General features: G+C 67.6%; 28 protein-coding genes and 1 tRNA gene. 23 read left to right on the forward strand and 6 right to left on the reverse strand.

The annotated features are described in order from the left end of the window. Positions 1-68 precede the first annotated feature (68 nt). A complete protein-coding gene (locus HLH48_RS02665; protein WP_264813381.1) occupies positions 69-347 on the forward strand; it encodes a BolA family protein in 279 nt (92 codons plus the stop codon). Then, a complete protein-coding gene (locus HLH48_RS02670; protein WP_182995948.1) occupies positions 344-952 on the forward strand; it encodes a LolA family protein in 609 nt (202 codons plus the stop codon). The genes HLH48_RS02665 and HLH48_RS02670 overlap by 4 nt, the downstream gene beginning before the upstream one ends. An 18-nt stretch (positions 953-970) precedes the next feature. Here the strand turns inward: HLH48_RS02670 and lipB are convergent, their stop codons facing one another. After that, positions 971-1669, reverse strand: a complete 699-nt coding sequence (lipB, locus tag HLH48_RS02675) for a lipoyl(octanoyl) transferase LipB (RefSeq protein WP_182995949.1) — start codon at positions 1667-1669, stop codon at positions 971-973. 55 nt (positions 1670-1724) lie between these two features. Here lipB and HLH48_RS02680 point away from each other — a divergent pair. The 5 genes from HLH48_RS02680 to moaA all read left to right on the forward strand — a co-directional run bounded on the left by HLH48_RS02680 (position 1725) and on the right by moaA (position 5664). Beyond that, positions 1725-1810, forward strand: a tRNA-Leu gene (locus HLH48_RS02680). 278 nt (positions 1811-2088) lie between these two features. Beyond that, positions 2089-2964, forward strand: a complete 876-nt coding sequence (galU, locus tag HLH48_RS02685) for a UTP--glucose-1-phosphate uridylyltransferase GalU (RefSeq protein ID WP_182995950.1) — start codon at positions 2089-2091, stop codon at positions 2962-2964. Further along, entirely contained in the window at positions 2964-4370 is a 1407-nt protein-coding gene (pgmG, locus tag HLH48_RS02690; RefSeq protein WP_182995951.1) for a phosphoglucomutase/phosphomannomutase PgmG, read from the forward strand. The genes galU and pgmG overlap by 1 nt, the downstream gene beginning before the upstream one ends. An 82-nt stretch (positions 4371-4452) precedes the next feature. Beyond that, entirely contained in the window at positions 4453-4638 is a 186-nt protein-coding gene (locus tag HLH48_RS02695) for a DUF3553 domain-containing protein (protein ID WP_182995952.1), read from the forward strand. A gap of 9 nt (positions 4639-4647) precedes the next feature. After that, positions 4648-5664, forward strand: a complete 1017-nt coding sequence (gene moaA / locus HLH48_RS02700; RefSeq protein WP_182995953.1) for a GTP 3',8-cyclase MoaA — start codon at positions 4648-4650, stop codon at positions 5662-5664. A 26-nt stretch (positions 5665-5690) separates the two neighbouring features. Here moaA and HLH48_RS02705 read toward each other — a convergent pair whose 3' ends face one another. Then, positions 5691-6563: a methyltransferase domain-containing protein gene (locus HLH48_RS02705; protein WP_182995954.1), complete on the reverse strand. Its 873-nt coding sequence runs from the start codon at positions 6561-6563 to the stop codon at positions 5691-5693. A 125-nt stretch (positions 6564-6688) separates the two neighbouring features. Between HLH48_RS02705 and HLH48_RS02710 the strand changes: the two genes are divergently transcribed. The 5 genes from HLH48_RS02710 to HLH48_RS02730 all read left to right on the forward strand — a co-directional run bounded on the left by HLH48_RS02710 (position 6689) and on the right by HLH48_RS02730 (position 10068). Continuing rightward, entirely contained in the window at positions 6689-7435 is a 747-nt protein-coding gene (locus tag HLH48_RS02710; RefSeq protein WP_182995955.1) for a ComF family protein, read from the forward strand. Between the two features lie 69 nt (positions 7436-7504). Then, complete coding sequence (gene grxC, locus HLH48_RS02715) at positions 7505-7765, forward strand: glutaredoxin 3 (RefSeq protein ID WP_182995956.1); 261 nt, start codon at positions 7505-7507, stop codon at positions 7763-7765. 19 nt (positions 7766-7784) lie between these two features. Continuing rightward, on the forward strand, positions 7785-8225 hold the full coding sequence (locus HLH48_RS02720) for a DUF1178 family protein (protein WP_182995957.1): 441 nt from the start codon (positions 7785-7787) through the stop codon (positions 8223-8225). Positions 8226-8274: 49 nt separating this feature from the next. Further along, on the forward strand, positions 8275-8799 hold the full coding sequence (locus HLH48_RS02725; protein ID WP_182995958.1) for a DUF2147 domain-containing protein: 525 nt from the start codon (positions 8275-8277) through the stop codon (positions 8797-8799). Between the two features lie 39 nt (positions 8800-8838). Further along, positions 8839-10068: a lactonase family protein gene (locus HLH48_RS02730; protein WP_182995959.1), complete on the forward strand. Its 1230-nt coding sequence runs from the start codon at positions 8839-8841 to the stop codon at positions 10066-10068. A gap of 21 nt (positions 10069-10089) precedes the next feature. Here HLH48_RS02730 and ubiG read toward each other — a convergent pair whose 3' ends face one another. Beyond that, on the reverse strand, positions 10090-10845 hold the full coding sequence (ubiG, locus tag HLH48_RS02735) for a bifunctional 2-polyprenyl-6-hydroxyphenol methylase/3-demethylubiquinol 3-O-methyltransferase UbiG (RefSeq protein ID WP_182995960.1): 756 nt from the start codon (positions 10843-10845) through the stop codon (positions 10090-10092). 157 nt (positions 10846-11002) lie between these two features. Here ubiG and HLH48_RS02740 point away from each other — a divergent pair, with 157 nt between their 5' ends. The 6 genes from HLH48_RS02740 (at position 11003) to prfA (ending at position 18070) form a co-directional block, all read left to right on the forward strand. After that, the gene (locus HLH48_RS02740; protein WP_182995961.1) at positions 11003-12256 is read left to right on the forward strand and encodes an aspartate kinase; all 1254 of its coding nucleotides are present in this window, start codon (positions 11003-11005) and stop codon (positions 12254-12256) included. Positions 12257-12273: 17 nt separating this feature from the next. Then, positions 12274-13335, forward strand: coding sequence for an NAD(P)H-dependent flavin oxidoreductase (locus HLH48_RS02745; RefSeq protein ID WP_246386738.1), 1062 nt, complete (start codon positions 12274-12276; stop codon positions 13333-13335). 23 nt (positions 13336-13358) lie between these two features. Further along, a complete protein-coding gene (locus HLH48_RS02750; protein WP_182995963.1) occupies positions 13359-14405 on the forward strand; it encodes a helix-turn-helix domain-containing protein in 1047 nt (348 codons plus the stop codon). Positions 14406-14538: 133 nt separating this feature from the next. Beyond that, entirely contained in the window at positions 14539-15678 is a 1140-nt protein-coding gene (gene ispG / locus HLH48_RS02755; RefSeq protein WP_182995964.1) for a flavodoxin-dependent (E)-4-hydroxy-3-methylbut-2-enyl-diphosphate synthase, read from the forward strand. A gap of 79 nt (positions 15679-15757) precedes the next feature. Beyond that, positions 15758-17008, forward strand: coding sequence for a histidine--tRNA ligase (gene hisS / locus HLH48_RS02760; RefSeq protein WP_182995965.1), 1251 nt, complete (start codon positions 15758-15760; stop codon positions 17006-17008). Between the two features lie 3 nt (positions 17009-17011). Further along, on the forward strand, positions 17012-18070 hold the full coding sequence (prfA, locus tag HLH48_RS02765) for a peptide chain release factor 1 (protein ID WP_182995966.1): 1059 nt from the start codon (positions 17012-17014) through the stop codon (positions 18068-18070). 6 nt (positions 18071-18076) lie between these two features. Here prfA and HLH48_RS02770 read toward each other — a convergent pair whose 3' ends face one another. After that, positions 18077-18508: a hypothetical protein gene (locus tag HLH48_RS02770; protein WP_408871442.1), complete on the reverse strand. Its 432-nt coding sequence runs from the start codon at positions 18506-18508 to the stop codon at positions 18077-18079. Positions 18509-18571: 63 nt separating this feature from the next. Here HLH48_RS02770 and prmC point away from each other — a divergent pair, with 63 nt between their 5' ends. Next, complete coding sequence (prmC, locus tag HLH48_RS02775) at positions 18572-19510, forward strand: peptide chain release factor N(5)-glutamine methyltransferase (protein WP_182995968.1); 939 nt, start codon at positions 18572-18574, stop codon at positions 19508-19510. A 237-nt stretch (positions 19511-19747) separates the two neighbouring features. After that, the gene (locus HLH48_RS02780) at positions 19748-20182 is read left to right on the forward strand and encodes a DUF4167 domain-containing protein (protein WP_182995969.1); all 435 of its coding nucleotides are present in this window, start codon (positions 19748-19750) and stop codon (positions 20180-20182) included. A 45-nt stretch (positions 20183-20227) separates the two neighbouring features. Here the strand turns inward: HLH48_RS02780 and HLH48_RS02785 are convergent, their stop codons facing one another. Beyond that, entirely contained in the window at positions 20228-21493 is a 1266-nt protein-coding gene (locus HLH48_RS02785) for an adenosylmethionine--8-amino-7-oxononanoate transaminase (RefSeq protein ID WP_182995970.1), read from the reverse strand. 46 nt (positions 21494-21539) lie between these two features. Between HLH48_RS02785 and HLH48_RS02790 the strand changes: the two genes are divergently transcribed. The 3 genes from HLH48_RS02790 to bioD are packed head-to-tail and all read left to right on the forward strand — an operon-like array spanning position 21540 to position 24845. Then, positions 21540-22763 carry an aminotransferase class I/II-fold pyridoxal phosphate-dependent enzyme gene (locus HLH48_RS02790; RefSeq protein ID WP_408871443.1) on the forward strand — a complete coding sequence of 408 codons (1224 nt, stop codon included), beginning with the start codon at positions 21540-21542 and terminating at the stop codon, positions 22761-22763. Beyond that, the gene (locus tag HLH48_RS02795; RefSeq protein ID WP_182995971.1) at positions 22747-23430 is read left to right on the forward strand and encodes an alpha/beta fold hydrolase; all 684 of its coding nucleotides are present in this window, start codon (positions 22747-22749) and stop codon (positions 23428-23430) included. The genes HLH48_RS02790 and HLH48_RS02795 overlap by 17 nt, the downstream gene beginning before the upstream one ends. Next, positions 23427-24845 (forward strand): dethiobiotin synthase, encoded by a 1419-nt coding sequence (gene bioD / locus HLH48_RS02800; protein WP_182995972.1) that lies wholly within the window; start codon positions 23427-23429, stop codon positions 24843-24845. Before HLH48_RS02795 ends, bioD begins: the two co-directional genes overlap by 4 nt. Here the strand turns inward: bioD and lexA are convergent. Beyond that, positions 24836-25579 (reverse strand): transcriptional repressor LexA, encoded by a 744-nt coding sequence (lexA, locus tag HLH48_RS02805; RefSeq protein ID WP_182995973.1) that lies wholly within the window; start codon positions 25577-25579, stop codon positions 24836-24838. The two genes, bioD and lexA, sit on opposite strands and share 10 nt — an antisense overlap. Between the last annotated feature and the right edge of the window lie 74 nt (positions 25580-25653).

Below are 25653 nucleotides of genomic sequence, written 5' to 3' on the forward strand. Positions count from 1 at the left end.
GAACAGTGAGCAGCACGGACCATAGGCATGTGGCGACGGCCGCGACCGGGGAGAAAAGGACCGATCGGATCGCGCGCGCGATCCGCGAGCGGCTGGCCCCCACCCTGATCGAAATCGAGGATGACAGCGGGCGCCATGCCGGTCATGCGGGGATGCGCGGTGCCGCCGCGGGGGGCGAGACCCATTTCAACCTTCTGATAGTGAGCGCCGCGTTCGACGGCATGGCGCGCGTGCAGCGGTCGCGGCTGGTGCATGAGCTGCTGGCGCCCGAATTCGGGTCGGGACTGCACGCGCTGTCGCTGACATTGCGCACGCCCGCCGAACAGGACCGGATCGCGGGCGCATGAGCCGCCGCGCATGCCTGTCGCGCCGGATGGCGCTGGCGGCACCGCTGGCGCTGGTGGCCTGCCAGGCCGCGCCCGGGGCGGTCGACGGCCATGATGTCGCGCGGGTGGAACGCTACCTGAACACCACGCGCGGCCTGACCGCCCGGGTCGTGCAGACCTGGCCGGACGGCGGGGTGGGGGAAGGCACGCTGTCTTACGACCCGGGCAATCTGCGCCTGGATTACCGGACGCCGCATCCGATGCGGCTGGTCGCGACCGGCGGGCACCTGGTGTTTCGCGACGGACTGCGCCAGTCGGTGACGCGCATGAACCTGTCGCACCAGCCGCTGGGGCTGTTGCTGGCCGCGCCGGTTCATCTGGGCGGCGCGGTTGTGGTCACGGCGATCCGGCACGATGCCAATGTGCTCCAGATCTCCATGGCGCGCAGCGACAATCCGTCCCAGGGGCTGCTGACACTGGGATTTTCCGATTTCGCGGGGCAGTTGTCGCTGGTAGCGATCGACCTTGTGGACGCGCGGCGTGACAATACCCGCCTGCGCCTGACCGATGTGCGTACGGGTGCCGATTTCCCCCCCGGTTTCTTTTCGCTGAGCGCGCCGTTGTAGGCGGCGCCTCCCGGTCGGTCAGGCGGCTTCGATCGGCGTCGGGACGCTGCCGAACAGATCGTGCCAGTTGGCGCGCAGGGCCTCGTCCACCGTCGCCATGTCCACGTCGCGGCCCAGGGCGCGCAGGCTGGTCACGCCATGTTCGCGGATGCCGCAGGGTACGATGCCGTCGAAATGGTCCAACTCCGGGGCCACGTTCAGCGCCACGCCGTGCCAGCAGGTCCAGCGCGTGACCCTGACGCCCAGGGCCGCGATCTTGCTCTCGCGCCCACTTGCCGGATCGACCACCCAGACGCCGATCCTGTCGGCGCGCCGCTCGCCCCTGACATCGAACTGGCGCAGGGTCCGGATCAGCCATTCCTCCAGCGCGTGGACGTAGGCACGCAAGTCGCGCGGCGGGACGGTGCCCTGTCGACGGGTCAGGTCCAGCATCACATAGGCCACGCGCTGCCCCGGCCCGTGATAGGTCCACTGGCCGCCGCGGCCGGCCGCATGCGTGGGAAAGCCGGACGGGTTGAACAGATCTTCCGGCCGGGCCGACGTGCCGGCGGTGTAAGTGGGAGGATGGTCCAGCAGCCAGACCCGCTCGGGCAGGCTGCCATCGCGGATTCCCGCCACCTGTCGCTCCATCCCGGCGATCGCGTCGGGATAGGGAACCGGTACCCGGCTTGAATTCCACAGAATTGTCTTTTCGGTCATTGCCCGTCGAACCTGCATCGTCTATACGGCCTCGGTCACACGGTATCGCTCAGGCGATCGCCGATGTCACGGTGCGGTCGTGGCGGAATGGTAGACGCGCAAGCTTGAGGTGCTTGTGGGGGAAACCTCGTGGAAGTTCGAGTCTTCTCGACCGCACCAATCGATATGCCGGCGGCCCGGCATATCGGCTTCGCCATCAGGATGCGAGGGATCACGCTTTTTTTTGGTCCCCATATGCGCCATGATCGCGTTCCGATTGGGCGTGGCGCGCGCATCCGTTTGGTTCGGCGCCCTATTTTTTCCTGACATCTGTCATTTTTTTTTCCCAATTATCGGTTAAAACGAAAACCGCGCGCGGTCGTTATTTCATACGCCGCTCCGGTTCGCAGCCTAGTGCGGACGTTCCGATTTTCAACGATGGGTCGAAGGTGACGTTTGTGATCAAACCCTTGCGAAAAGCCGTACTGCCCGTTGCCGGCCTCGGCACCCGTTTCCTCCCGGCGACCAAGGCCATGCCGAAGGAAATGCTGACAGTCGTCGACAAGCCGCTGATCCAGTATGCCATCGATGAGGCCCGCGCCGCGGGCATCGAGGAGTTCTGCCTCATTACCGGCCGGGGCAAGGATTCGCTGATCGATTATTTCGACGTTGCCTTCGAACTGGAAACGACGCTGCGCGAGCGGAACAAGCAGGATGCGTTGGACGCCCTGGCGCCCAGCACGATCGAGGCCGGGGCGCTGATCGCCGTCCGTCAGCAGGAACCGATGGGCCTGGGTCATGCGATCTGGTGCGCCCGCAGTTTCATCGGCGACGACCCGTTCGCGATCCTGCTGCCCGACGATCTGGTCAAGAGCGAGGTCCCTTGCCTGAAGCAGCTTGTGAATACCTATAACCGGACCGGGGGCAATGTCGTCGCGGTGACCGAGGTGCCGCGCGAGCATACCAGCCGCTACGGTATCCTGAAGACCGGCGAGGATGACGGGCGGGTCGTCGAGGTGACCGGGCTGGTCGAGAAGCCCAAGCCCGAAGACGCGCCCTCCAACCTGTCGATCATCGGGCGCTATGTCCTGACGGCCGATGTCATGCCCCATCTGGCCAAGCTGGAACGTGGCGCGGGCGGCGAGGTGCAATTGACCGACGCGATGGCCAGGATGATCGGCCACGTTCCCTTCCATGGCCTGCGCTACGAGGGGCAGCGTTTCGACTGCGGCAACAAGCTGGGCTACCTGGAAGCGCAGATCGCGATGTCGATCGACCGGCCGGACCTGGGCGATTCGGTGCGGGCCTTCCTGAAGACCTATACCGGCGCGTAATGGCGGCGTTCGCGCACGGTTTCGATCCGACGAGCCTGCGCGAATACGACATCCGGGGGATCGTCGACAGGACGCTGCACCCCCGCGATGCCTATGCGATCGGGCGAACCTTCGGCAGCATGGTGGCGCGCGGGGGTGGCCGGACGGTCGCGGTTGGTTATGACGGCCGATTGTCCTCGCCCGGGCTGGAGGCTGCCCTGGTCGAGGGGGCCATGGCTTCGGGCATCGAGGTGCTGCGTATCGGGTGCGGCCCGACTCCGATGCTGTCTTTCGCGTCCGCCATGCTGAAGGCGGACGGCGCGGTCATGGTGACCGGTAGCCATAATCCGCCCGATCACAACGGGTTCAAGATGACGATGGCGGGCCAGCCGTTCTTCGGCCCGCGCATCGGCGAACTGGGCGCCCTCGCGGCGCGTGGCGACGTCGTGCCCGAGGCCGTCGGCGGCGTGCGCGATGTCGAGATCCGGCCGGCCTATGTCGCCCGCCTGGCGCGGGACTGGGACGGCGGCGCGCGCCGGCTGAAAATCGTCTGGGACAATGGCAATGGCGCGGCCGGCGAAGTCCTGGCCGAATTGGTCCGCCACATTCCCGGCGAGCACACGATCCTGAATCGCGCGATCGATGGCCGCTTTCCCGCTCATCATCCGGACCCGACCATCCCCCGCAACCTGGCGCAACTGATTGCCGCGGTGCGGGACGGTGGTGCGGATATCGGGCTGGCTTTCGACGGCGATGCCGACCGGATCGGGGTGGTGGACGATCGGGGCGCGATCCTGTGGAGCGACCAGGTGATGATCCTGCTGGCGCGCGACGTGCTGCGCGCCCTGCCGGGCAGTACGATCATCGCCGACGTCAAGGCGAGCCAGGTCCTGTTCGACGAGGTGGCCAGGGCGGGCGGGCAGCCGCTGATGTGGCGAAGCGGCCACTCGCCGATCAAGGCCATGATGACGGAAACCGGCGCACCGCTGGCCGGCGAGATGTCGGGCCATCTTTTCTTTGCCGACAGATGGTATGGATTCGACGATGCGTTGTATGCGGCGGTGCGCCTTCTGGGCGTGGTGGCGCGGATGCGGACCAGCCTGTCGGTGGCGCGCGAGGCCCTGCCGCGCATGATCGCTACGCCCGAACTGCGTTTCGACTGCCCCGACACCCGCAAATTCACGGTGATCGAGGAGGTCGCGGCGCGCCTCGCCGAGGAAGGTGCTGACATGGCGACCATCGACGGGGTTCGGGTGCGCAACGCGGACGGATGGTGGCTGCTCCGCGCCTCCAATACCCAGGCCATGCTGGTGGCGCGGGCGGAAAGCGCGAACCATGCCGGACTGGAGCGGCTGAAATCGGCGCTGACCGAGCAACTGGCGCGGAGCGGCGTGACCGCGCCCGATTTTTCGGCCGAGTCCTCTTAGCGCGGGCGGCCGGCGCGCTATCTTTGAATATTCTCACCCGGGCTGGTAGTCTGCCTGTCCGTTTTCCGGAGGCTCTTGCCGCATGTCCGATGCGCTGCCTTTTCGTTCGTTTCTGGAACCGGGGCAGTTCGTCCGCCATCCCGAGCATCCGGAGTGGGGACGGGGCCAGGTGCAGTCGGCCATTGCCCATCGGGTCACGGTCAATTTCGAGGATCAGGGCAAGGTGCTGATCGATGCGTCGGTCGTCATGCTGACGGTTATTTCCTGAAGGGTTGGCATGGGTACGCCATTCGTCGATTCTCTTGGCCGGGCCGTGACCTACCTGCGGGTTTCGGTGACCGACCGCTGCGATATGCGGTGTGTGTACTGCATGTCCGAAACCATGTCGTTTCTGCCCAAGGCGGAAATCCTGACCTATGTGGAACTGGAACGGCTATGTGCCGCCTTTATCCGTAACGGTGTCACGCGGTTGCGCGTCACCGGGGGCGAACCGCTGGTCCGGCGGGATATCGGCCGTTTTTTCCAGGCGATGGGGCAATGGCTTAACAGGCCGGGTGAGGATGGCCATCTGGACGAACTGACCGTGACGACCAATGGATCGCGGCTGGCGGAACATGCCGACATGCTGGCGCGGGCGGGCGTACGGCGTGTGAATATCAGCCTGGATTCGCTTGATTCTGAAAAATTTCATCGCATTACCCGGCGCGGTAACCTCGATCTGACGCTGGCGGGGGTTCGCGCGGCGCGGACGGCCGGACTGGCGATCCGGATCAATACGGTCGCCATGGCCGGTGTGAATGACGACGAATTCGATACGCTGCTGGCCTGGTGTGGCGAAATCGGCGCGGATCTGTGTCTGATCGAGACCATGCCCATGGGCGAGACGGGCGTGGACCGGTCCGATCGCTATCTTCCGCTCTCGGAAGTGCGGGCCGCCCTGTCGCGGCGCTGGACGCTGGAGCCGCTGGCCGAGCGCACCGGCGGCCCGGCCCGCTATCTGCGGGTGCATGAGACCGGGCGCAGGCTGGGGCTGATCACCCCGATGACCCATAATTTCTGCGAAAGCTGCAATCGCGTGCGCCTGTCCTGCACCGGGCAGCTCTATCCCTGCCTGGGGGATGACGGGGCGACGGATCTGCGCGGAGCCTTGCGGGACGGCGCCAGCGATGCCGACCTGCTGCGACTTGTCCAGTCGGCCATCCTGCGCAAGCCGAAGGGCCATGATTTCGTTATTGGGCGGCGCCTCGACGACCCGGCCGCGATCCGTCGCCATATGAGCGTTACTGGCGGATAGAAAATCTATCTTTTATAATCAAATTATTACTCGATATTCTTGATTGCTTCCTCAAGAGAGATCGTGAAGGCGCCCGGCTGGAGCGGTCTGGGCTGGCTGGCCGCCGGGGCCCAGCCGGTCATGATGGCCACCCGCAGCGGTACGGATAGCGGCGCGTCGTCCTCGTCCGGCGTCAGGCTGGCCAGGGCGGAGGGAAACAGGGCCGGCCATGGGATCTGCCGGCTGCGCAAGCGCAGGGCGTTGGTCTCGCCCGCCGCGCGCAGGTCGCGCAGCAGGCCCATGGCGGAGCGATAGGCCAGGGTCAGTATTTCCACATCCGCGACCGGCAGGGCGAAGCCCGCGCGCTGCAACAGGGACGCGCAGTCCCGCAGGTCGGGAAAGGGCGACACCCGGGGGGCAGCGCCGCCGGTCAGCGCGCATTCGGCCTCGGTCAGCGCGCGGCGCAGGTCCGCCAGGGTGGGCAGGACGGGCATGCTGGCCAGGAACAGCCCGTCGGGCTTCAGCGCGTGGCGGATCTGCGCCAGCGCGCCCGGCAGGTCGTTGACCCAGTGCAGCGACAGGTTGGCCACGACCAGATCGAATGTGCCGGGCCCGAAGGGCAGCCATTCCTCGTCCGCGCACAGGACCGTGCCGCCATTGATCCGTGCCATTCGTGGCGACAGGTCGCAGGACACGACGCTGTCGATGCCGCGCGCGCGCAATTGCCGGCCGATCACGCCGCGCCCGCCGATATCCAGTGCCGCGCTGAAGCGATAGGTCGTGTCGTCCAGCCGGTCCAGCAGCCGGTCCGCGATGTCCTCCAGGACGGGCGCGACCGCATGCACCAGCGGGGCCGCGCGATCGCGATGGCGGCGCACGGCGGTACGATCGAAAATCACAGGATCGTTCATGGGTCGCATGTGCCCTTCCCGATGGGCGATGCCAATGGCACCTTTGCGTGATGGATGGCACGATACCGGAAGCGGGGGAAACTCGATCGGGGCGGGGCGGCCCGGGCGATCTGCCCCGGCGGATGGCCGCGCGCATGCTCGATCTGCTTTTGCCACCTGATTGCCCCGTCTGTCATCAGCCGGTGGAGCGCGCGGGGCTGCTCTGCGCGGATTGCTTCCGCTCCATGCGCTTTATTGCCGACCCGTGCTGCGCGCAATGCGGCCAGTCCTTTGCCGCGTCGGCCCCAGGCGGCGGGGGCCGCGTCTGCGCGCCGTGCCTGGAGGTGCCTCCCCCCTGGCGGCACGGACGGGCCGCGCTGGTCTATGACGAGCGGTCGCGCGCCCTGGTCCTGCGCCTGAAATATGCCGACAGGACCGATCTGGCCCCGCTGCTGGCCCGCCATATGGCGCGGGCGGGTCGCGACATGCTGGAAAACGCCGATCTGCTGGTGCCGGTGCCGCTGCACCGGGGGCGCCTGTTCCATCGCCGCTATAATCAGGCCGGGCTGCTGGCGGCGGCGATCGGCCGGATCGTCCGTCTGCCGGTGCTGCCGGATGCGCTGGTCCGCCTGCGCGGGACGCCGCCGTTGGCACGCCTGGGCGCGCGGGCGCGCCAGGACGTTCTGCGGGAGGCGATCGCCGCCCGCCCGTCGCGCCGCGATGGGTTGGCGGGGCGACGGATCGTGCTGGTCGACGATGTGATGACGACCGGCGCGACCCTGGGCGCCTGCGCGCGGGCGGCGACGGCGGCCGGCGCGGCGTCGGTGGACGTGCTGGTTGCCGCGCGTGCTCCGGATCCGGGACGGGCAGTCGTGGAAGGTTGGAGATTGTCCGTCGGGTAGCGGTATAGTGCGCCGGCGCAAATGCGCTATGTCTTCAGAATCGGTTACTGTCCTTGTTCGGGGATCGGAATGCCCAGCATCGAAATCTATACCCAGCCCGGCTGCCCCTATTGCGTCCGCGCCGTGCGCCTTCTGCAACAGAAGGGCATGAAATTCACCGAAATCCGTGCCCTGCACGACACGGCCGAGCGGCTGGAGGCGAGAGAGCGCTCCGGCGGACGGACGACCGTGCCGCAGATCTTCATCAACGGGCGGCATATCGGCGGCTGCGACGACCTGATGGCGCTGGAACGGCGGGGCGAACTCGATCCGCTGCTGCGGGCGGCCTGACCGGGCAGCGGGGGCGGGCGTGATCTGTTATCAATTGCGATGCGGCATGGGCCACGAATTCGAAGGCTGGTTTCCCGGCAGCGCCGCGTTCGACGACCAGGCGCGCCGGTGCCTGCTCTCCTGCCCGCAATGCGGAACGCCGAATGTGTCCCGTGCCCTCATGACTCCGGCGGTGCGGACCGCGCCGGCTCGGGCGCCCGCGATCGCGCCGGCGCGCCCGGAGAGCGGGCCCGTCATGCCCGCCGCGATGCTGGCCGCCTTGCAGCGCCTGAGGCGCGATGTCGAGGAACGATGCGAGGATGTCGGCGATAAATTCGCCGACGAGGCGTTGAAGATCCATCGTGGTGACGGGGAACGGCGGGGCATCTACGGGCAGGCGTCGGAAGAGGAGTGCGACCGGCTGGCCGACGAGGGGGTCGAGATCATGGCCATACCATGGGTGCCACGCGCCGACGGCTGATCGCACGCAGGGAAGGGCGGGTCCCGGGACCGTAATCAAGGTGGAACGCATGCATGACAGAACGCACCGACGGGCCGGCATGACGTCGCCGCCGCGCGGGCAGCGCCGGGGCTGGCGGCCTCTGGCCGCTCTGGCGGCGCTGGGCCTTCTGGCGGGGACCCCGCATCCGGCGGCTGCCGCGCAGACCGTGGGGGGGCGAGACGCCTCGCCCGTCCTGGGACAGTGGGAAACCAGGCAGCATGACGGCGTTTTCGAGATCAAGCCCTGCGGCGGGGAACTCTGCGGCCGGCTGATCGGCATGCGCTATACCGGCGAGATTCCGAGGGCCAGGGACGGGGGATCGGAATGCGGCCTGCTGATGCTGACCGGGTTCGTGCCCGATGAGGACGATGCGGCGCGCTGGAACGGACATATCCTCGACCCCGACAGCGGCAAGGTCTATCAGGCCCAGATCTGGTCGCCGCGCGACGGGGTGCTGAAACTAAGGGGCTATGTGGGCATTCCACTCTTTGGCGAAACCCACACATGGACACGCTACGGCGGCACGATCGGCGCACGCTGCCAGATGCCCTGATGGTCGCTTTCTGTCTCTTTGGCCGGGAAAAGCAACAAAATGAAGCTACCCATTTCACGTCGCGGCCTGCTGGCGGGCCTGGCTGCCTCCGGCATTCCCCTTTCCAGCCTCGGGCCGGCCCGGGCCGCGATCCCGCCCCGGGAGCGGACCTTGTGCTATATCGGCGGCTACAACAAACACGCGCCGCCGGGTGGGGCCGGGAACGGGCAGGGGATCGCGCTCTTCGAGATGAACCGGACGAGCGGCGTGCTGGCCCCGATCTCGACCTTCATGGACATCGCCAGCCCGTCCTTCATCACGCTGTCCGCCGACAGCCGGTTCCTGTACGCGCTCAGCGAGATCGACGATTTCAACGGCAAGCCCGACGGCAGCGTCACGGCATTTTCGGTCGATCATCTTTCGGGCGAGCTGACCCGGCTGAATGTCGTCTCGTCGGGCGGGGCGGTTCCGGCGCATCTCAGCGTCCATCATTCCGGCCGCTATGTCCTGGTGGCCAATTATGTCGGCGGCAGCGTGGGCGTCCTACCCATCCGGCCGGACGGCAGCCTTGGGGAGCCGACGGATATCGTGCGGAATTCCGGCCCGCGCATGCCCGAACGGGCCGAGGACAACCCGCCCGGCAATTTCGCGGTCAGCGACCATTCCGGGCCGCATGTCCACATGGTGGCCAGCGACCAGTCGGGGCGCTTCGTCCTGGCCTGCGACGCCGGGCTGGACCGGGTCTATGTCTGGACGCTGGATCTGGCGACGGGCAAGCTCAAGCCCGCCGCGAAGCCCTTTTTGTCGGTGATGCCGGGATCGGCGCCGCGTCATTTCTCCTTCAGCCATGACGGGCGGATGCTCTACATCCTGTGCGAACAGGATTCCAAGATCATCGTGGCGAGCTTCGACCCCGCGACCGGTGCGATCACGCCGCAGCAGAAGGTCAGCACCGTCACGTCCTATTTCCAGGGCAGCACGCTGGCGGCGGGCATCCTGCTGTCGCCCAACGGGCGGTACATATATGCATCGAACCGGCTGGGCGATTCGCTGGCCGTCTTCCGCGTCGGCCCGGACGGATTGCTGACGCTGATCGACGAAGTGTGGATGCATGCGGATTATGGTCGGGCCATGATGTTCGACCCGTCCGGCACGTTTCTGTTCTGCGCCAACCAGCGCAGCGATTCCGTCACGTCGTTCCGTGTCGACCCCAAAACCGGCGCGCTGGATTTCACCTGGCATTTCACCGCGGTCGGCAGCCCGACGACCTTCGCGTTTCTCAAGCTTTGACAGGCGGACCGCCGTGCCGGGTTATCCCGGCACGGCAAGGCTGGCGATGTAATTGACACCCAAATCGCGGCTTTCGCGCCAGCCGCCCAGGCCCGGTGTCATGCCGGCGATATCCGATACCCGCACGCCGGCCTGGCCGGCAAAGGTGCCGAGTTCGGCCGGCGTGATGAATTTCCGCCATTCATGGGTGCCCACCGGCAGCAGACGCAGAATATATTCCGCGCCGATCTTCGCCATCGCCAGAGAACGCAACGTGCGGTTGAGGGTCGAGACGATGATGACGCCGCCGGGTTCGACCATCCCGGCCAGCAGGCGCAGGAAGGCAGCCGGGTCGGCAACATGTTCGATCACTTCCAGCGCGGTGATCGCGTCGAAGCGCGCACCTTCGGCATGCAGATCCTCGGCACTGCCGGCGCGATAGGCCAACTGACCCGCTTCCGGCGGCAGAGGATGGGCCTGCATATGCGCGCACGCGGCCGCGATCGCGGCGTCCGACGCGTCCAGGCCCAGCACGTCATAGCCCATGCGGGCCAGCCCCTCGCTGGCCAGGCCCGCGCCGCAGCCGACATCCAGCAGGCGCGTCACCGGCGCGCTTTCCCCCGCGCGCGGGGCGGGCAGGTGGCGGCGGGCCCAGTCCAGGCGCAGGCCGTTCATGGCATGCAGCGGCCGCATGGGACCGGACGGGTCCCACCAGCGATCGGCCAGGGCGCTGAAGCGGGCGATTTCGTCCGGAACGACGGACGGACCGTCCGAACGGACCGAATCGTTGACCTGCATGGCGTCAGCACCTCCGCATCTGGCTTCTGCCGCTGGACGGCGCAGCGGCGGAAGGGTATGTGACGCGCCTTGCAGATAACCGCAATGCCCCGTCCGATGCCCCAGCGGCCTGAGGCGGGCTGGAACGGCCCGTGCGCCGAACTGGAGAGCCCTTTCGATGTCCCGTCCCGCTCCGCGCATCGTCATGAAATTCGGCGGCACCTCCGTGGCCGACCTGGACCGAATTCGCGCGGTGGCGGAAAAAGTGCGCAAGCAGGTCGAGGCCGGGTGCGAGGTCGCGGTGGTCGTCTCGGCCATGTCGGGCGTCACCAACCAGTTGGTCGGCTATTGCCAGTCATTGTCGCCGCTGCACGATGCGCGGGAATATGACGCCGTCGTCGCGACCGGCGAGCAGGTCACCAGCGGCCTGCTGGCCATCGCGCTCCAGACCATCGGGATCGATGCGCGGTCATGGCTTGGCTGGCAGATTCCCCTGCGCACCGACGCGGCGCACGGCAAGGCGCGCATCGCCTCGATCGACGGCGAGACGCTGGCGGCGCGCATGCGGGCGGGCCAGGTGCCGGTGATCGCCGGATTTCAGGGCATCGCCGCCGACGGGCGAGTCACCACGCTGGGGCGCGGCGGATCCGATACCTCGGCAGTCGCCATCGCGGCCGCCATCGGGGCCGATCGGTGTGATATCTATACCGACGTCGACGGGATCTACACCACCGATCCGCGCATTGTTGCGAGGGCGCGGAAGCTGGATAAGATCACCTATGAGGAAATGCTGGAACTGGCGTCGGTCGGGGCCAAGGTGTTGCAGACCCGCAGCGTCGAACTGGCGATGAAGGAACGGGTGCGGGTGCAGGTGCTGTCGAGCTTCGTCGACGGCCCCGCCCCGTCGGAAGGCAACCTGCCAGGATCATTAGTGGTGGATGAGGACGAGATCGTGGAAAAGGAACTGGTCGCCGGCATTGCCTATTCGCGCGACGAAGCGAAGCTGTCGGTCAGGCGGATTCCGGACCGTCCCGGAATTGCGGCGGCGATCTTCGGCCCGCTGACGGCCGCCCACGTCAATGTCGACATGATCGTGCAGAGTACCGGCGCCGACGGGTTGACGAACATGACCTTCACCACGTCGAAGAGCGACCTGGCGCGTGCCATCCAGTCGCTGGAATCGTCGCGCGACGTCATCCAGTACGGCGAACTGGTGACGGATGACGACGTGGTGAAGATCAGCGTGGTCGGTATCGGCATGCGTTCGCACGCCGGGGTGGCGAACCTGATGTTCCGGACCCTGTCGGACCGCAACATCAATATCCAGGTCATCTCGACCAGCGAGATCAAGGTGTCGGTGCTGATCGCGGCGGAATATACCGAACTGGCCGTGCGCGCGCTGCACACGGCCTACGGCCTCGACGCGGCCTGACGCTGATGGAAATGCCGATGACGCACCCGTCGGGAGGTGCGACGCAACGGGCCGCCGCCCGCGCCCGCCTGGACCGCCTGTGGGCGGCCGGCACCGCCTTTCTGGGCAGCGAGGTCGCGATCATGGCGGGCGCCATGTCGTGGGTCAGCGAACGAAACCTGGTATCGGCCATTTCCAATGCCGGCGGCTTCGGCGTGCTGGCCTGCGGGGCGATGGAGCCCGACCGCCTGGCTGAGGAAATCGCCGCCACCCAGGCCCTGACCAGCCGGCCCTTCGGCGTCAACCTGATCACGATGCATCCGCGCCTGGACGACCTGGTGCGGGTGTGCCTGGCGGCCGAAGTCTCGCATGTCGTGCTGGCTGGCGGCATTCCGCCCGGCCCGGCGATCCGGGCACTGAAGGATGGCGGGGCGAGGGTCATCGCCTTCACCCCCGCGCTGGTCCTGGCCAAAAGGCTGGTCCGGCTGGGTGTCGACGCCTTGGTGATCGAGGGCGCCGAGGCCGGCGGGCATGTCGGGCCGGTCTCGCTGACCGTGCTGGCGCAGGAGGTGCTGCCGCATATTCGCTCGGTGCCGGTCTTCGTGGCGGGTGGATTGGGGCGGGGCGAGGCGATCCTGTCCTATCTGGAACAGGGGGCGGCCGGCGCGCAACTCGGCACCCGTTTCGCGGCCTCGGCGGAAAGCATCGCCCATGACCGCTTCAAGGCGGCCTTCGTCCGCGCCAGCGCGCGCGACGCGGTGACGTCGGTGCAGTTGGACGAGCGGTTTCCCGTCATTCCGGTGCGTGGCCTGTCCAATGAGGGCGGCCGCGCCTTCCTGCGCCATCAGGCGGAGACGATTCGCCGCTTCCTGGACGGCGAGCTGACGAAGGAGGCCGCACAGCTCGATATCGAGCATTTCTGGGCGGGTTCGCTGCGGCGGGCGGTGATCGAGGGCGACGTGGAAAACGGTTCCGTGATGGCCGGGCAGTCGGTCGGCATGATCACGTCCGTCCAGCCGGTCGCCGCCATCATCGCCGAACTGGTCGAACAGGCCGTTGACGCGCTGGTGCGGCGCGACCTCGCCACGGGTGAGTCGTGAGTGAGGAGGCCACCCGAGCGACGATGACCGACACCGCCGCCCGGGCGGCCGCGGGCGTCGGGCCGACCCTGCGGGCCCGGCGCGAGCAACTGGGCTGGGCGCTGCCCGACGTCGCGACCTGGCTGCGGATCCGCCTGTCCTATCTCCAGGCGATGGAAGATGACCGGGTCAAGGACCTGCCGGGCAACGTCTATACGCTCGGCTTCCTGCGCACCTATGCCCAGGCGCTGGGCCTGGATGCCGAGGCGCTGGTCGCGCGTTTCAAGGCCGAGGCGCGGGGCAGCATCGATTGCAGGCCCGAACTGTCCTTTCCCGCCCCGGCCTCCAGCGGTTCGATGCCGGTCGGCGTGATGGTGCTGCTGGGCGGGGTGATCATCGTCCTGGCCTATGTCGGCTGGTATCGCATGACGGACGGGCAATCGTCGGTGCCGCAGCCCGTGCCGTCGGTCTTTTCGGCCATTCCCGGTATGACGCATCCGGCACCGACCTCGCCGCAGGTCGCGTCCGTCCTGCCGCCGGAACGCGCGCCGGTTCCGCCGCGCCCCCTGTCGGGAGCGGAGAAATCCGCGATCACCGACGGGGACATGCCGCCCGCGCCCGTCCGGACGCCGGTGCCGACACCGGCGCCGGTGGTCGAAGGCGCCGCGGGACCGGCTGCTCCCGCGGTCGCGCCTGCGCCGGCGGACGCGGTTGCCGCGCCGACCGGCCAGATCGTCCTGACCGCCTCGGCCCAGACCTGGGTACAGGTCAGGGTTGCGGGCGGACCCGTGATTTATGACCATATCCTGCAAGCGGGCGAAAGCTGGACCGCGCCGCAGGACAAGGGGGACCTTCTGCTGACGGTCGGCAATGCCGGCGGGCTGGTGATCAGCGCCGACGGGGTGACGACGCAGCCTCTGGGCCGTAATGGCGCGGTGCGACGCAACCTGCCGCTGACGCGCGAGGCCGTTCGCAGTGGCGGGATCGTGGCACCGGCGGCACCGGCGGCCCGGGCCGCCGTGCCGTCCCATGGGGATGGCGGAGGGGAGTCCCTCACGCCGCCGCCGGCACCAGGGACGAGCGGCCGGTGAGCGGAGCATGGCCGGGCAGGCGCGGTCTGGCCAAACGGGACGGTTTTTGGCAGGAAGCATGCATGGAAAGGCGGTGCGCCGTCATGCCGGCGGAGAGAACAATGTTATCATCGCCTCATCCGGAGGGCAGACAATGAGCAGCTATCGTCCCTATCAGTATATCGAACGGCGCAAGTCGCGGCAGATCCATGTCGGCAAGGTGGCGGTGGGCGGCGACGCGCCGATTACCGTCCAGACCATGACCAACACGCTGACGACCGATGCCGAGGCGACGATCGCGCAGATCCGGCGGGCGGAACTGGCGGGTGTCGATATCGTGCGCGTCTCGTGCCCCGATGAGGAAAGCACCGCCGCGCTGGCCGAGATCGTGCGCGAGGTCAACGTGCCGATCGTGGCGGACATCCATTTCCACTACCGGCGCGCGATCGAAGCCGCGCAGGCCGGAGCGGCGTGCCTGCGCATCAATCCGGGCAATATCGGCAGCCCCGAGCGCGTGCGCGAGGTGGTTAAGGCGGCCAAGGACCATGGCTGCTCGATCCGCATCGGGGTGAATGCGGGCTCGCTGGAAAAGCATCTTCTGGAAAAATATGGCGAGCCCAACCCCGAGGCGCTGGTCGAAAGCGCGCTGGAGCATGCCAAGATCCTGGAAGATCACGATTTCCACGAATTCAAGATCAGCGTGAAGGCGTCGGACGTCTTCATGGCCGTCGCCGCCTACCAGCAACTGGCCGAGGTCTGCGACCATCCGCTGCATATCGGCATCACCGAGGCGGGCAGCAAGCGGGCCGGCACGGTCAAGTCCTCGATCGGGCTGGGCAACCTGCTGTGGGCCGGCGTGGGCGACACGATGCGCGTGTCGCTGTCGGCGGAACCCGAGGAGGAGGTGCTGGTCGGCTGGGATATCCTGAAATCGCTGGGCCTGCGCCATCGCGGCGTCAAGATCATTTCCTGCCCGTCCTGCGCGCGGCAGGGCTTCAACGTGATCCAGACCGTGCAGACGCTGGAAGAGCGTCTGGCGCATATCCAGACCCCGCTGACGCTGTCGATCATCGGCTGCGTGGTCAACGGGCCGGGCGAGGCGCTGATGACCGATATCGGCGTGACCGGCGGCGGTTCGGGCCGCCACATGGTCTATGCCGCCGGTCGGCAGGACCACACGATCGCGGCGGATTCGATGATCGACCATATCGTCGAGATGGTCGAGAAGAAGGCCGAGATCCTCCGGGCCGAGGAAGAGGCCGCGAAGGCCGAAGCGGCCGTCGCCGCGCAGTAGGGGCCACCCTCCTCGGCCAGCGCGTTCCGCCCTCTCGGGGCGGAACGCCATGACGATTCACAAACAGGAACATCGATCCGTGAGCAGCCTGCAACCCGTCCGTGGCACACATGACCTGATCGGCGAGGCGCAGCGGCGCCATGCCCATGTGGTGGACACCGCGCGGCGCATCGCGGGCCTGTACGGCTTCGATGAATGGTCCACCCCGATCTTCGAGGATACGCGCGTCTTCGCGCGGTCGCTGGGCGACACGTCGGACGTGGTGTCGAAGGAGATGTATTCCTTCGAGGATCGGGGTGGCGAATCGCTGACGCTGCGACCCGAGGGAACGGCGGGCGTGTGCCGCGCGCTGGTGACCAATGGCCTGACACAGTCCCTGCCGCAGAAAGTGTTCTATGCCGGGCCGATGTTCCGCTACGAACGCCCGCAGAAGGGACGGTACCGCCAGTTTCACCAGATCGGTGCCGAACTGATCGGCGCGGCCGAACCGCTGGCCGATGCCGAGGTGATCGCGATGGGCCGCGACATCCTGAAGGCGCTGGGTATTGCCGACGACGCGGTGGTGGAACTGAATACGCTGGGCGATATCGAAAGCCGCGCCGCATGGCGTGCCGCGCTGATCGCCTATTTCACCGAGTGCCGGGACCAGTTGTCGGAGGACAGCCGCGCCCGGCTGGAGCGCAATCCGCTGCGCATTCTCGACAGCAAGGCACCGCAGGACCGGGCGCTGGTGGCAGGCGCGCCGCTGATCGGCGCCTTTCTTACCACTGATGCCCGGATTTTCTGGGATGACCTGCGTTCGGCGCTGGATCTGCTGGGCGTGCCGTTTCGTGAAAATCCGGGCATCGTGCGTGGGCTGGATTATTACGGGCATACGACCTTCGAATTCGTGACCGGGAAGCTGGGCACCCAGGGCACGGTGCTGGCCGGCGGCCGGTATGACGGGCTGGTGGCCGAAATGGGCGGCCCGCGCACGCCGGCCATCGGCTGGGCCGGCGGGATCGAACGGCTGGCCCTGCTGCTGGACGACGCGCCGAAGGCTCCACGCCCGGTGGCCGTGGTGCCGATGGGCGAGGGCGCGACCGGTGCGGCGGTCACGTTGTTGCAGGCTTTGCGCGCGCATGGCGTGCGGGCGGAAATCGCCTATCGCGGCAATGCGAAGCGGCGGCTGGAACGGGCGAACCGCATCGGAGCCACCCATGCGGTGCTGATCGGCGATGATGAGGTGGCGCGTGGCGTGGCCCAGGTGAAGGCGCTGGATGATGGTGCGCAGGCCGAACTGGCGCTGGATGCTGTCGCGCCCTATCTGGCCGGGACGGCCGGCTGCTAAGCCATGAGTCTCGACGACAGGCTGGACCGGATCGTTGGCCGGTCGGAAGAATTGCAGGATGCCCTCGCCCGTGGACTGGTGGGCGAGGCGTTCAGCAAGGCATCGCGCGAATATGCCGAACTGGAGCCCGTCGTCAGCCGGATCGGCGCGCTACGCCAGGCGGAGCGTGAAGCGCTTCAATCCGAAGCCCTGCTGGCCGACCCGGAGATGCGCGAACTGGCCGAGGCGGAACTGGGCGAATTGCGCGGCCGGATCGCGGACCTGCGCCATGAGATCCGTATCGCCATGCTGCCGCGCGACGAAGCCGACGAGCGCAGCGCGATCCTGGAAATTCGCCCGGCTGCCGGGGGGGACGAGGCCGCCTTGTTCGCCGCCCAGCTGTTCGATGCCTATCGCCGTTACGCGGCCCTGCGCGGCTGGCGTTTCGAGGTGATGGAATTCGACGAATCGGAACTGGGCGGCCTGCGCGAGGGGATGGCCACCATCGCGGGGCGCGGGGTGTTCGCCCGCCTGAAATATGAATCGGGCGTGCATCGGGTGCAGCGCGTGCCCGCGACCGAGAGCCAGGGCCGCATCCATACCTCGACGGTGACCGTCGCCATGCTGCCCGAGGCGGGCGAGGTGGATGTCCAGATCAACGAGAGCGACCTGCGCATCGATGTCTACCGGGCCTCGGGTGCCGGCGGGCAGCACGTCAACAAGACCGAGAGCGCGGTGCGCATCACCCACCTGCCGACCGGCGTGGTGGTGGCGATGCAGGAAGAAAAGAGCCAGCACAAGAATCGTGCCAAGGCGATGAAGATTCTGATGGCGCGCCTGTACGAGCGCGAGCGCGCCACCGCCCATGCCAGCCGCGCCGCCGACCGCAAGTCGCAGGTGGGGACGGGCGATCGGTCGGAGCGGATTCGCACCTACAATTTCCCCCAGGGCCGGGTGACCGACCACCGCATCAACCTGACCGCCTACAAGATCGACCGCGTGATGCTGGGTGAGTTCGACGAATTCATCGATGCGCTGATCCAGGACGAACAGGCCAGCCTGCTGGCCGCCGAGGGCCTGTAGGAGGTCTCAGGATGTCGGCACCGAACAGACGGACGAGCGGCCGGGCTGGCGCTCGACCACTGTCGGGTCGTCGGGGTCGGCCAGATAGAATTCGGTGAAATTGCGCGTGCCCAGCGCGTTCAGCGTGCGCCCTTCCGGACGATGCAGGATACCGCCGCCATTAACCTCGTGCGTCTCGGTTCTGCCATCGGGCAGGCGTATGGTAATTTCGCCGCACAGCGCATAGGTGTGGTTGGCGCGCCCCGCCGCGGTCTCGACCCGGACGGATCGCTGCGGCAACGTGGCGTCGAGTCGGATCGTGGCGGCAAGCTGGTCGTCGACATACAGGCGGGAGATTTCGGAAATCTCGTTATCGGCGCGGCCGTCGACGACGACGAAACTGCCTGCCCGGGCCGGTCGGCCCACCAGCGTCAAGGCCGCGAGGCCGCCCAGAAACACGAGGATTGTCCATGAATGAGGCAGCCGCGTCATGCGACCAGAGTAGGACGGATCCGGCCTGAAATGAAAGAGGACACACCGGCCGCGCCGGACGACGAGGCCGATCTGCGGGCTTGCCTGGCCTGGGCGGGTGCGCGTCTGCGCGACGGGGGCGTGGACGATCCGCGTCGCGAGGCGCGGCTGCTGATGGCCCACGTGCTCGGCACCGATCTGGCCGGCCTGCTGGCGCGGACGCGCATCGACGATGCCGGTCGGACCTCCTTCCTGTCGGCGGTGCGGCGCCGCGCGGCGCGCGAGCCGATGGCGCATATTACGGGGCGGGCTGGCTTCTGGTCGCTGGAACTGGAAACCTCGCCCGCGACCCTGATCCCCCGCGCCGACAGCGAAACGTTGATCGAGGCCCTGCTGGAACACCGTCCCGACCGTGCGCGGGTTCGCAACGTGCTGGATCTGGGAACCGGAACCGGGTGCCTGCTCCTGTCGGCGTTGAGTGAATATCGCGCGGCCTGGGGAGTGGGGGTGGATATCGCCCCCGATGCCGCCCGCCTGGCCGCGCGCAACGCCCGGCACGCGGGGCTGGACGACCGCTGCGCGATGCTGGCCGGCGATTGGGCGTCGTCGATTCGCGGTACGTTCGACGTGGTGTTCAGCAATCCGCCCTATATCCCGCGACGCGATCTGGCCGGCCTGATGCCCGATGTCCGGGAATACGAGCCCGCCCGCGCGCTGGATGGCGGAACGGATGGACTCGACGCCTATCGGAAGTTGACGGAGACCTTACCCTTGCTTCTGGCGCATGACGGGATTGCAGTTTTCGAGATCGGGATCGGCCAGGAGCACAGCGTGCCGTCCCTGGCACGGCGATCCGGACTGGAAATCGTGGATATTCGCGCCGATCTGGGGGGGATTCCCCGCGCTGTATTGATGCGCCATCGGCCGGATCGACGCATCGGGGCACGCGCAAGCGAAAAATCATTTGGCAGACCGGATATAAGGGCATAGATTGCCAACGGAATGCGGGCGGGGGTTTTTACCTTTCCGAGGTGCCGCATGCCGATCCTGAATGCATGAAAACTGAAATGACCGCACGGGTACGTGCAGGTATCCGGGTCATTGCATCATGTCGCGGGGTCAGATGCCGGGCTGCACGCCAGGCACTCAGAATGACAATAGGGGATGGATGGCCCCGGCGGTCGCGGGAAAACGGCGACCGTTAACAGGAAAGTGCTGCGACAGCCTATGAACATGAAACGCATGCGGGGCCGAAACCATCGTACGGGCGGCAGCGGTGGCGGAAGTGTACGCCAGCAGAACGGCCAGATCCCCCTCAATCGTAACCATATCTTCGACAGTAATGGGCCGGACCTGCGTATTCGCGGCACCGCCCAGCAATTGTTCGAGAAATATCTGCAACTGGGGCGCGATGCCAGCGGTGCGGGCGACCGCGTAATGGCCGAGGCCTATTTCCAGCATGCCGAACATTATTTCCGCATCCTCAACGCCATGGCCCAGGCGGCGCAGCAGAATCAGCAGGACCGCCAGGAACGGCATGTCCGCCAGCGTCCGCTCGCCGTGACTGACAGCGACGAGGCGCCCGAGGAGGGCGGCGAGGACGCCGCGGCCGAAAAGCACCGCCCCGGATCGGATTCGGAACTGACGCCGGTCGAAGCCTGATCCCGCAAGGGGCCGGCGTGTGGCGCCGGTCCCTGATGCCCGTTTTCAGGGAGCTTCGGCGAGGACGGTACGAATAGCCCGAGTCAGGTGGCCCAGCTCGTCTTTCGTTATCGTGAAGGCGGGCGTCAGATAGACGATCGTCCGGAATGGGCGGACCCATACCCCCTGGTCGAGCAGCCTGGCCTTCAGGCGGTTCATGTCGCTGATACGCTCCAGCTCGACCACGCCGATCGCCCCCAGCACCCGCACATCGCGTACCGCCGGCAGGTGACGGCAGGGCGCGAGTTCATCGCGCATCTGCATGCCGATCGCCGCGACCTGTTCCAGGCGCGGTTCGCTCTCGAACAGATCCAGCGAGGCGTTGGCGCAGGCGCAGGCCAGCGGATTGGCCATGAAGGTCGGGCCGTGCATCAGCGCACGCATCGGGTCGTCCGACAGAAAGGCCGCGAAGACGTGCCGCCGCGCCACGGTGGCCGCCAGCGGGACCGTGCCGCCGGACAGCGCCTTGGACAGGGTGATGATATCGGGCACGATATCCGCCTGCTGGCATGCGAACATCGTGCCGGTGCGGCCGAAGCCGGTAAAGATCTCGTCCAGGATCAGCAGCACGCCATGCCGGTCGGCGATCTCGCGCAGGCGCCGGAGGGTCGCGGGGTCGTGGAACAGCATGCCGCCGGCACCCTGGACCAGCGGTTCGACCAGAATCGCCGCCACGTGCTGCCCCTCGGCCTCCATCAGCCGTTCCAGCGCGGCTGTGGCTTGGTCGTCGCTGGGCAGGTCGGTGATGAAATGCTGGGGCAGGATGCCGGCGAACAGGCTGTGCATGCCTTCCTCGGGGTCGCATACCGCCATGGTCGCCAATGTGTCGCCGTGATAGCCGCCGCGAAAGGCCACCAGCCTGGTGCGCGCCTTCTGGCCCCGGTTCAGCCAGTATTGCATCGCCATCTTGATCGCGACCTCGACCGCGACCGAACCGGAATCGGAAAAGAAGACGCGCTCCAGGTCGCCCGGCAGCAGGTCGGCCAGCCGCCGCGCCAGGCGCAGCGCGGGTTCATGCACCAGCCCGCCGAGCATGACATGGGGCATGCGCGCCAACTGGTCGATGGCTGCCTGGCGGATATGCGGGTGATTGTAGCCATGGCACGCGGTCCACCACGAGGCAATTCCGTCCACCAGGTTCCGCCCGTCGGCGAGGTGGATCCGACACCCCGCCGTCGTCGTCGCGGGCAGGGGGGGCGATGCCGTGTGCATCTGGGTGTAGGGCAGCCAGATATGCGACAAGCCGGCTTCGCGCCAGTCCGGTCCGGTCATGGGGTGCTCTCCTCGCGGGGACGGCAGACTGGAATTGACCGGCTTCATGGGGTCCGGCACAAACCATCGCTTCATGACCCGTTTCGATGAATTTTTCCAGACCGCGCTGGATGGATTGTCCCGCGACCATCTGCGGCGTGCCGTGCGGCCGCTGGAACGCGACGGACCGGTGATCGTCCGGCGCGAGGGCGCGACGTTGCTGAATTTCTCGTCCAACGATTATCTCGGCCTGTCCGTGCATCCGGCGCTGAAGGCACGGTCCATCGACTGGACGCGGCGATTCGGCACCGGCAGCGGGGCCTCGCGCCTGGTGACGGGTACCAGCGAGCAGCATCGGCTGGTCGAGGAAAAGCTGGCACGCTTCAAGGGGACCGAGGCCGCGTTGCTCCTGGCATCGGGCTGGCAGGCCAATGCCGCGATCCTGCCCGCGCTGTTTCGCCTGTCAATGGAGACCACCGGCGCCCCGGCCGTGGTCTTTACCGACAGGCTGAACCACGCCAGCCTGCATCATGGCTGCCAGGCGGCCGGACTCCGCCAGATCCGCTTCGCCCATAACGATCTCGGCCATCTGGAACAGGCGCTGGAGCGTCATCGCGACCGGAAGGGCTTGCGGTTCATCGTCACGGAAAGCGTGTTCAGCATGGATGGCGACCGGACGGAGGTCGCGGCCCTGAAGGCGCTCGCGGCGCGGCATGACGCATTTCTGTATCTGGACGAGGCGCATGCGACCGGCGTGCTGGGACCGCAGGGCCGGGGCCTGTCCGCCGAGGCGGGAGGGGTGGATCTGGTGATGGGCACGTTCAGCAAGGCGCTGGGCGGGTTCGGGGCCTATGTCGCGGGCACGCGCGCGCTGTGCGACTGGCTGGTCAGCACCTGTTCGGGCTTTATCTATACCACCGCGCCGCCGCCCGCGCTGCTGGGGGCGATCGACGCGGCGCTGGACCTGGTGCCGACGATGGAGGACGAACGCCGGCATCTGGCGACGCTGGCGGCACATCTGCGCGCGGAATTGGGCGATCGGGGCTGGTCCACCGGCTTGTCTTCCACCCAGATCGTGCCGGTCATGGTCGGCGACAGCGGGCAGACGCTGGCGCTGGCCGAGACCCTGGCGCGCTTTGGGATTCTCGGTGGGGCGATCCGGCCGCCGACGGTGCCGTCCGGGACGGCCCGCATCCGGCTGGCGCTGAGCGCGGCGCATGATACGGCAATGGTCGATCGTCTGCTGCGGGCGCTCGATGAGGGGGCACGGGAGCATGGCATTGTCCGATGACCCGGCGTCGGTGGCGCTGTTTCTGATCCATGGCTGGGGATTTACGCCCGATTTCTGGCAGCCGGTCCGCGCGCGGTTGGGCCAGGTCGAGGCCACGGCGCTGGATCTCGGTTTCTTCGGTGCCGCGCGGATGGCGGATCGGCCGGCGGGACGCCATGTTGCGGTCGGCCATTCGCTGGGTGCGCTGTGGCTGCTGCTGAACCCACCGGCCGAGTGCGTCGGCATGCTGCTGATCAACGGGTTCGCCCGTTTCGGCGCCGCGGAAGACTACCGCCAGGGCGTCTCGCCGCGCGTGATCGAACGGATGGCGCGCGGGCTGGACCATCATCCGGACGATGTGGTCGCCGCCTTTCGCGGCCGGACCGGAATCACGACCCCTGCACCCGGCGCCGCCCGGGCGGAGCGGCTGGCCTGGGCGCTGGACCTGCTGCGGAACGCCGATGCGCGCGCGGCGTGCGATGCGGGGCAGGGCGCCGGCCTGCCACCGATCCGGGTGCTGGCAGGCGCCGAGGACCCCATCGCGCCGCCTGCGATGACCGAAGCCAGCTTCCTTGGCCGCGTGCCGGTGGAATGGGTCGAGGATGGTGGCCATCTGCTGCCTCTGACCCATCCCGACCGATGCGCCGACGCCATCACCCGCATGATCGCGGAGCCCTGCCCGCCATGACCACGCGCAAGCAACGGATTGCCGCCCGCTTCGGCGCCGCCGAAACCTATGACGACGCGGCGCGGGTGCAGCGCCTGGTCGCCGGGCGGCTGGCGGAGCGGATCGCCGCCACCGGCAGGGCGCCCACCCGGATCCTGGAGTTGGGATGCGGCACCGGTTTTCTCACCCAGCATCTGCGCCGCCTGTTTCCGGATGCCGACCTGACGGTGAGCGACCTGGCACCCGAGATGCGCGATCGTGCCCGCCGTCGCCTGGACAGCATGCAGGGATCAGGCCATGTGCGCTACCTGGTGCTGGATGCCGAGGCGCCGGAAGAGGTAGGCGGCCGCTACGACCTGATCTGTTCCAGCCTGTCGATGCAATGGTTCAGCGACCGCGCGGCAGCACTGGCACGGTTGGCCGCGATGCTGACCCCCGGCGGGATGATGGCATTTTCGACCCTTTGCGCGGGCAGTTTCGCCGAATGGCGGCGTGTGCATGCGGCGGCGGGGGTGGCGTGCGCGATCCCGCTCTATCCACCGCCGGCGACGCTGGAGGACGAGTGGCCTGCCACCGGCCAGGGCCTGTGGCAGGCCGAGACGATTCTCGACCGGCCGGAAACGTCGCTGGCATTCGTGCGCGAACTGCGTCAGATCGGCGCCTCGCTGCCGCGCGAGGGCACGCGCCCGCATGCGCCGGGCGTGATGCGGCGGCTGCTGCGCGCGCTGGAGACCCCCGAGGGCGTGACGGCAAGCTATATCGTCGGGTACGGCCTGTTCCGTGTCCCCGCCTGCCCGGGCGTCTTTGTGACGGGTACCGATACCGGGGTCGGCAAGACGCTGGTTTCGGCGTGCCTGGTCCATGCCTGGGCGGCGGAATACTGGAAGCCGTTCCAGACCGGCGTTGCCGAGGACATCGCCGACAGCGTGACGGTCGCGGAACTGGCCGGGCTGGAGCCGGCCCGCATCCATCCGCCCGCCGCCGTGCTGTCGGCTCCGCTCTCGCCCTTCGACGCCGCCGGGCGGGAGAATATCGTGCTCGACACCGCGGGGTTGAGGCTGCCCGCGCCGCGAGGCACGCGGCCGCTGGTGGTGGAGGGGGCGGGCGGGGTGATGGTGCCGATCGCGCCGGATTGCATGATGATCGACCTGATCGCCCGCTTCGCGCTACCGGTGGTGCTGGTCGCGCGCAGCCAACTGGGCACGATCAACCATACGCTGCTGACCTTGCAGGCCCTGCGCCGACGAGGGATTGCGATTGCCGGGGTGGTGCTGAACGGCCCCCCATCCCCCGAGGCGCGACGGGCCATCAGCCTGTTCGGGGGTGCCAGGGTGCTGGCGGAATTTCCGCATCTGGATAGGATCGGCCCGGCGGACGTCGAGCGACTGGCCCGGCTGCTGCCGTCTTTCGAACGTCTCCTTGCCCCTTATTCGTAACGGCGGAGCAGCCCGACCAGAAACCCCTGGATGCGCACCCGGTCGGCCGGCACGATGCGCGATTCGTAGCGCGCATTGGCGGGTTCCAGGGCGATGGTGCTGCCGCGCCGGCGAAGCCGTTTCAGCGTGACTTCCTGATCGTCGATCAGCGCCACCACGACCTGCCCGTTATCGGCCGTGTCGCTGCGGCGGATGACCACGGTGTCGCCGTCGAGAATCCCGGCTTCGACCATCGAATCGCCCGCGACTTCCAGCGTGTAATGATCGCCGCGGCCCAGCAGGGTCATCGGCACGGCGACCTGCGCCTCGGTCTCGCGCAGGGCCTCGATCGGCTGGCCGGCGGCGATGCGTCCGTAGAAGGGCAGGCTGACGGCCTCGGCATCGGTCGCGATGGGAGCGCCCGCCAGACGGCCGGCGAAATCGCCCTTGATGACATTCGGCACGAAAGGCTGATCCGCCGTGCCTGGCGCGGGACCGGCGTCAGGCGTGACATCCTTCGACGGGGTGGGAGGAGCCGCCATTTCCGGCAGGCGCAACACCTCCAGAGCCCGGGCGCGGTGATGGCGGCGTTGCAGGAAGCCCCGTTCCTCCAGCGCCGAAATCAGCCGGTGGATGCCGGATTTCGACCGCAGGTTCAGCGCGTCCTTCATTTCGTCGAACGAAGGGGAAAACCCCGTCCGCTTCAGGTGCCGGTCGATGAACAGCAGCAGTTCATGTTGCTTGCGTGTCAGCATTGGCACCCCGTGACATCGTTGTTCCGCCCGTCTGCCCATCGGTTGCCAGAAAAGGAACAAACAGGAAACAGTTC

The organism is Gluconacetobacter sacchari, assembly GCF_014174255.1.
Classification (GTDB): domain Bacteria; phylum Pseudomonadota; class Alphaproteobacteria; order Acetobacterales; family Acetobacteraceae; genus Gluconacetobacter; species Gluconacetobacter sacchari.

What these genes read in the sequence shown, in the direction of transcription:
- HLH48_RS02670 (WP_182995948.1), top strand. Translation starts at nt 344, where the DNA reads ATGAGCCGCCGCGCATGCCTGTCGCGCCGGATGGCGCTGGCGGCACCG.
- lipB (WP_182995949.1), bottom strand. Translation starts at nt 1,669, where the DNA reads ATGCAGGTTCGACGGGCAATGACCGAAAAGACAATTCTGTGGAATTCA.
- pgmG (WP_182995951.1), top strand. Translation starts at nt 2,964, where the DNA reads ATGGCGGCGTTCGCGCACGGTTTCGATCCGACGAGCCTGCGCGAATAC.
- HLH48_RS02695 (WP_182995952.1), top strand. Translation starts at nt 4,453, where the DNA reads ATGTCCGATGCGCTGCCTTTTCGTTCGTTTCTGGAACCGGGGCAGTTC.
- moaA (WP_182995953.1), top strand. Translation starts at nt 4,648, where the DNA reads ATGGGTACGCCATTCGTCGATTCTCTTGGCCGGGCCGTGACCTACCTG.
- HLH48_RS02705 (WP_182995954.1), bottom strand. Translation starts at nt 6,563, where the DNA reads ATGCGACCCATGAACGATCCTGTGATTTTCGATCGTACCGCCGTGCGC.
- HLH48_RS02710 (WP_182995955.1), top strand. Translation starts at nt 6,689, where the DNA reads ATGCTCGATCTGCTTTTGCCACCTGATTGCCCCGTCTGTCATCAGCCG.
- grxC (WP_182995956.1), top strand. Translation starts at nt 7,505, where the DNA reads ATGCCCAGCATCGAAATCTATACCCAGCCCGGCTGCCCCTATTGCGTC.
- HLH48_RS02725 (WP_182995958.1), top strand. Translation starts at nt 8,275, where the DNA reads ATGCATGACAGAACGCACCGACGGGCCGGCATGACGTCGCCGCCGCGC.
- HLH48_RS02730 (WP_182995959.1), top strand. Translation starts at nt 8,839, where the DNA reads ATGAAGCTACCCATTTCACGTCGCGGCCTGCTGGCGGGCCTGGCTGCC.
- ubiG (WP_182995960.1), bottom strand. Translation starts at nt 10,845, where the DNA reads ATGCAGGTCAACGATTCGGTCCGTTCGGACGGTCCGTCCGTCGTTCCG.
- HLH48_RS02740 (WP_182995961.1), top strand. Translation starts at nt 11,003, where the DNA reads ATGTCCCGTCCCGCTCCGCGCATCGTCATGAAATTCGGCGGCACCTCC.
- HLH48_RS02745 (WP_246386738.1), top strand. Translation starts at nt 12,274, where the DNA reads ATGACGCACCCGTCGGGAGGTGCGACGCAACGGGCCGCCGCCCGCGCC.
- HLH48_RS02750 (WP_182995963.1), top strand. Translation starts at nt 13,359, where the DNA reads ATGACCGACACCGCCGCCCGGGCGGCCGCGGGCGTCGGGCCGACCCTG.
- ispG (WP_182995964.1), top strand. Translation starts at nt 14,539, where the DNA reads ATGAGCAGCTATCGTCCCTATCAGTATATCGAACGGCGCAAGTCGCGG.
- prfA (WP_182995966.1), top strand. Translation starts at nt 17,012, where the DNA reads ATGAGTCTCGACGACAGGCTGGACCGGATCGTTGGCCGGTCGGAAGAA.
- prmC (WP_182995968.1), top strand. Translation starts at nt 18,572, where the DNA reads ATGAAAGAGGACACACCGGCCGCGCCGGACGACGAGGCCGATCTGCGG.
- HLH48_RS02780 (WP_182995969.1), top strand. Translation starts at nt 19,748, where the DNA reads ATGAACATGAAACGCATGCGGGGCCGAAACCATCGTACGGGCGGCAGC.
- HLH48_RS02785 (WP_182995970.1), bottom strand. Translation starts at nt 21,493, where the DNA reads ATGACCGGACCGGACTGGCGCGAAGCCGGCTTGTCGCATATCTGGCTG.
- HLH48_RS02790 (WP_408871443.1), top strand. Translation starts at nt 21,540, where the DNA reads ATGGGGTCCGGCACAAACCATCGCTTCATGACCCGTTTCGATGAATTT.
- HLH48_RS02795 (WP_182995971.1), top strand. Translation starts at nt 22,747, where the DNA reads ATGGCATTGTCCGATGACCCGGCGTCGGTGGCGCTGTTTCTGATCCAT.
- bioD (WP_182995972.1), top strand. Translation starts at nt 23,427, where the DNA reads ATGACCACGCGCAAGCAACGGATTGCCGCCCGCTTCGGCGCCGCCGAA.
- lexA (WP_182995973.1), bottom strand. Translation starts at nt 25,579, where the DNA reads ATGCTGACACGCAAGCAACATGAACTGCTGCTGTTCATCGACCGGCAC.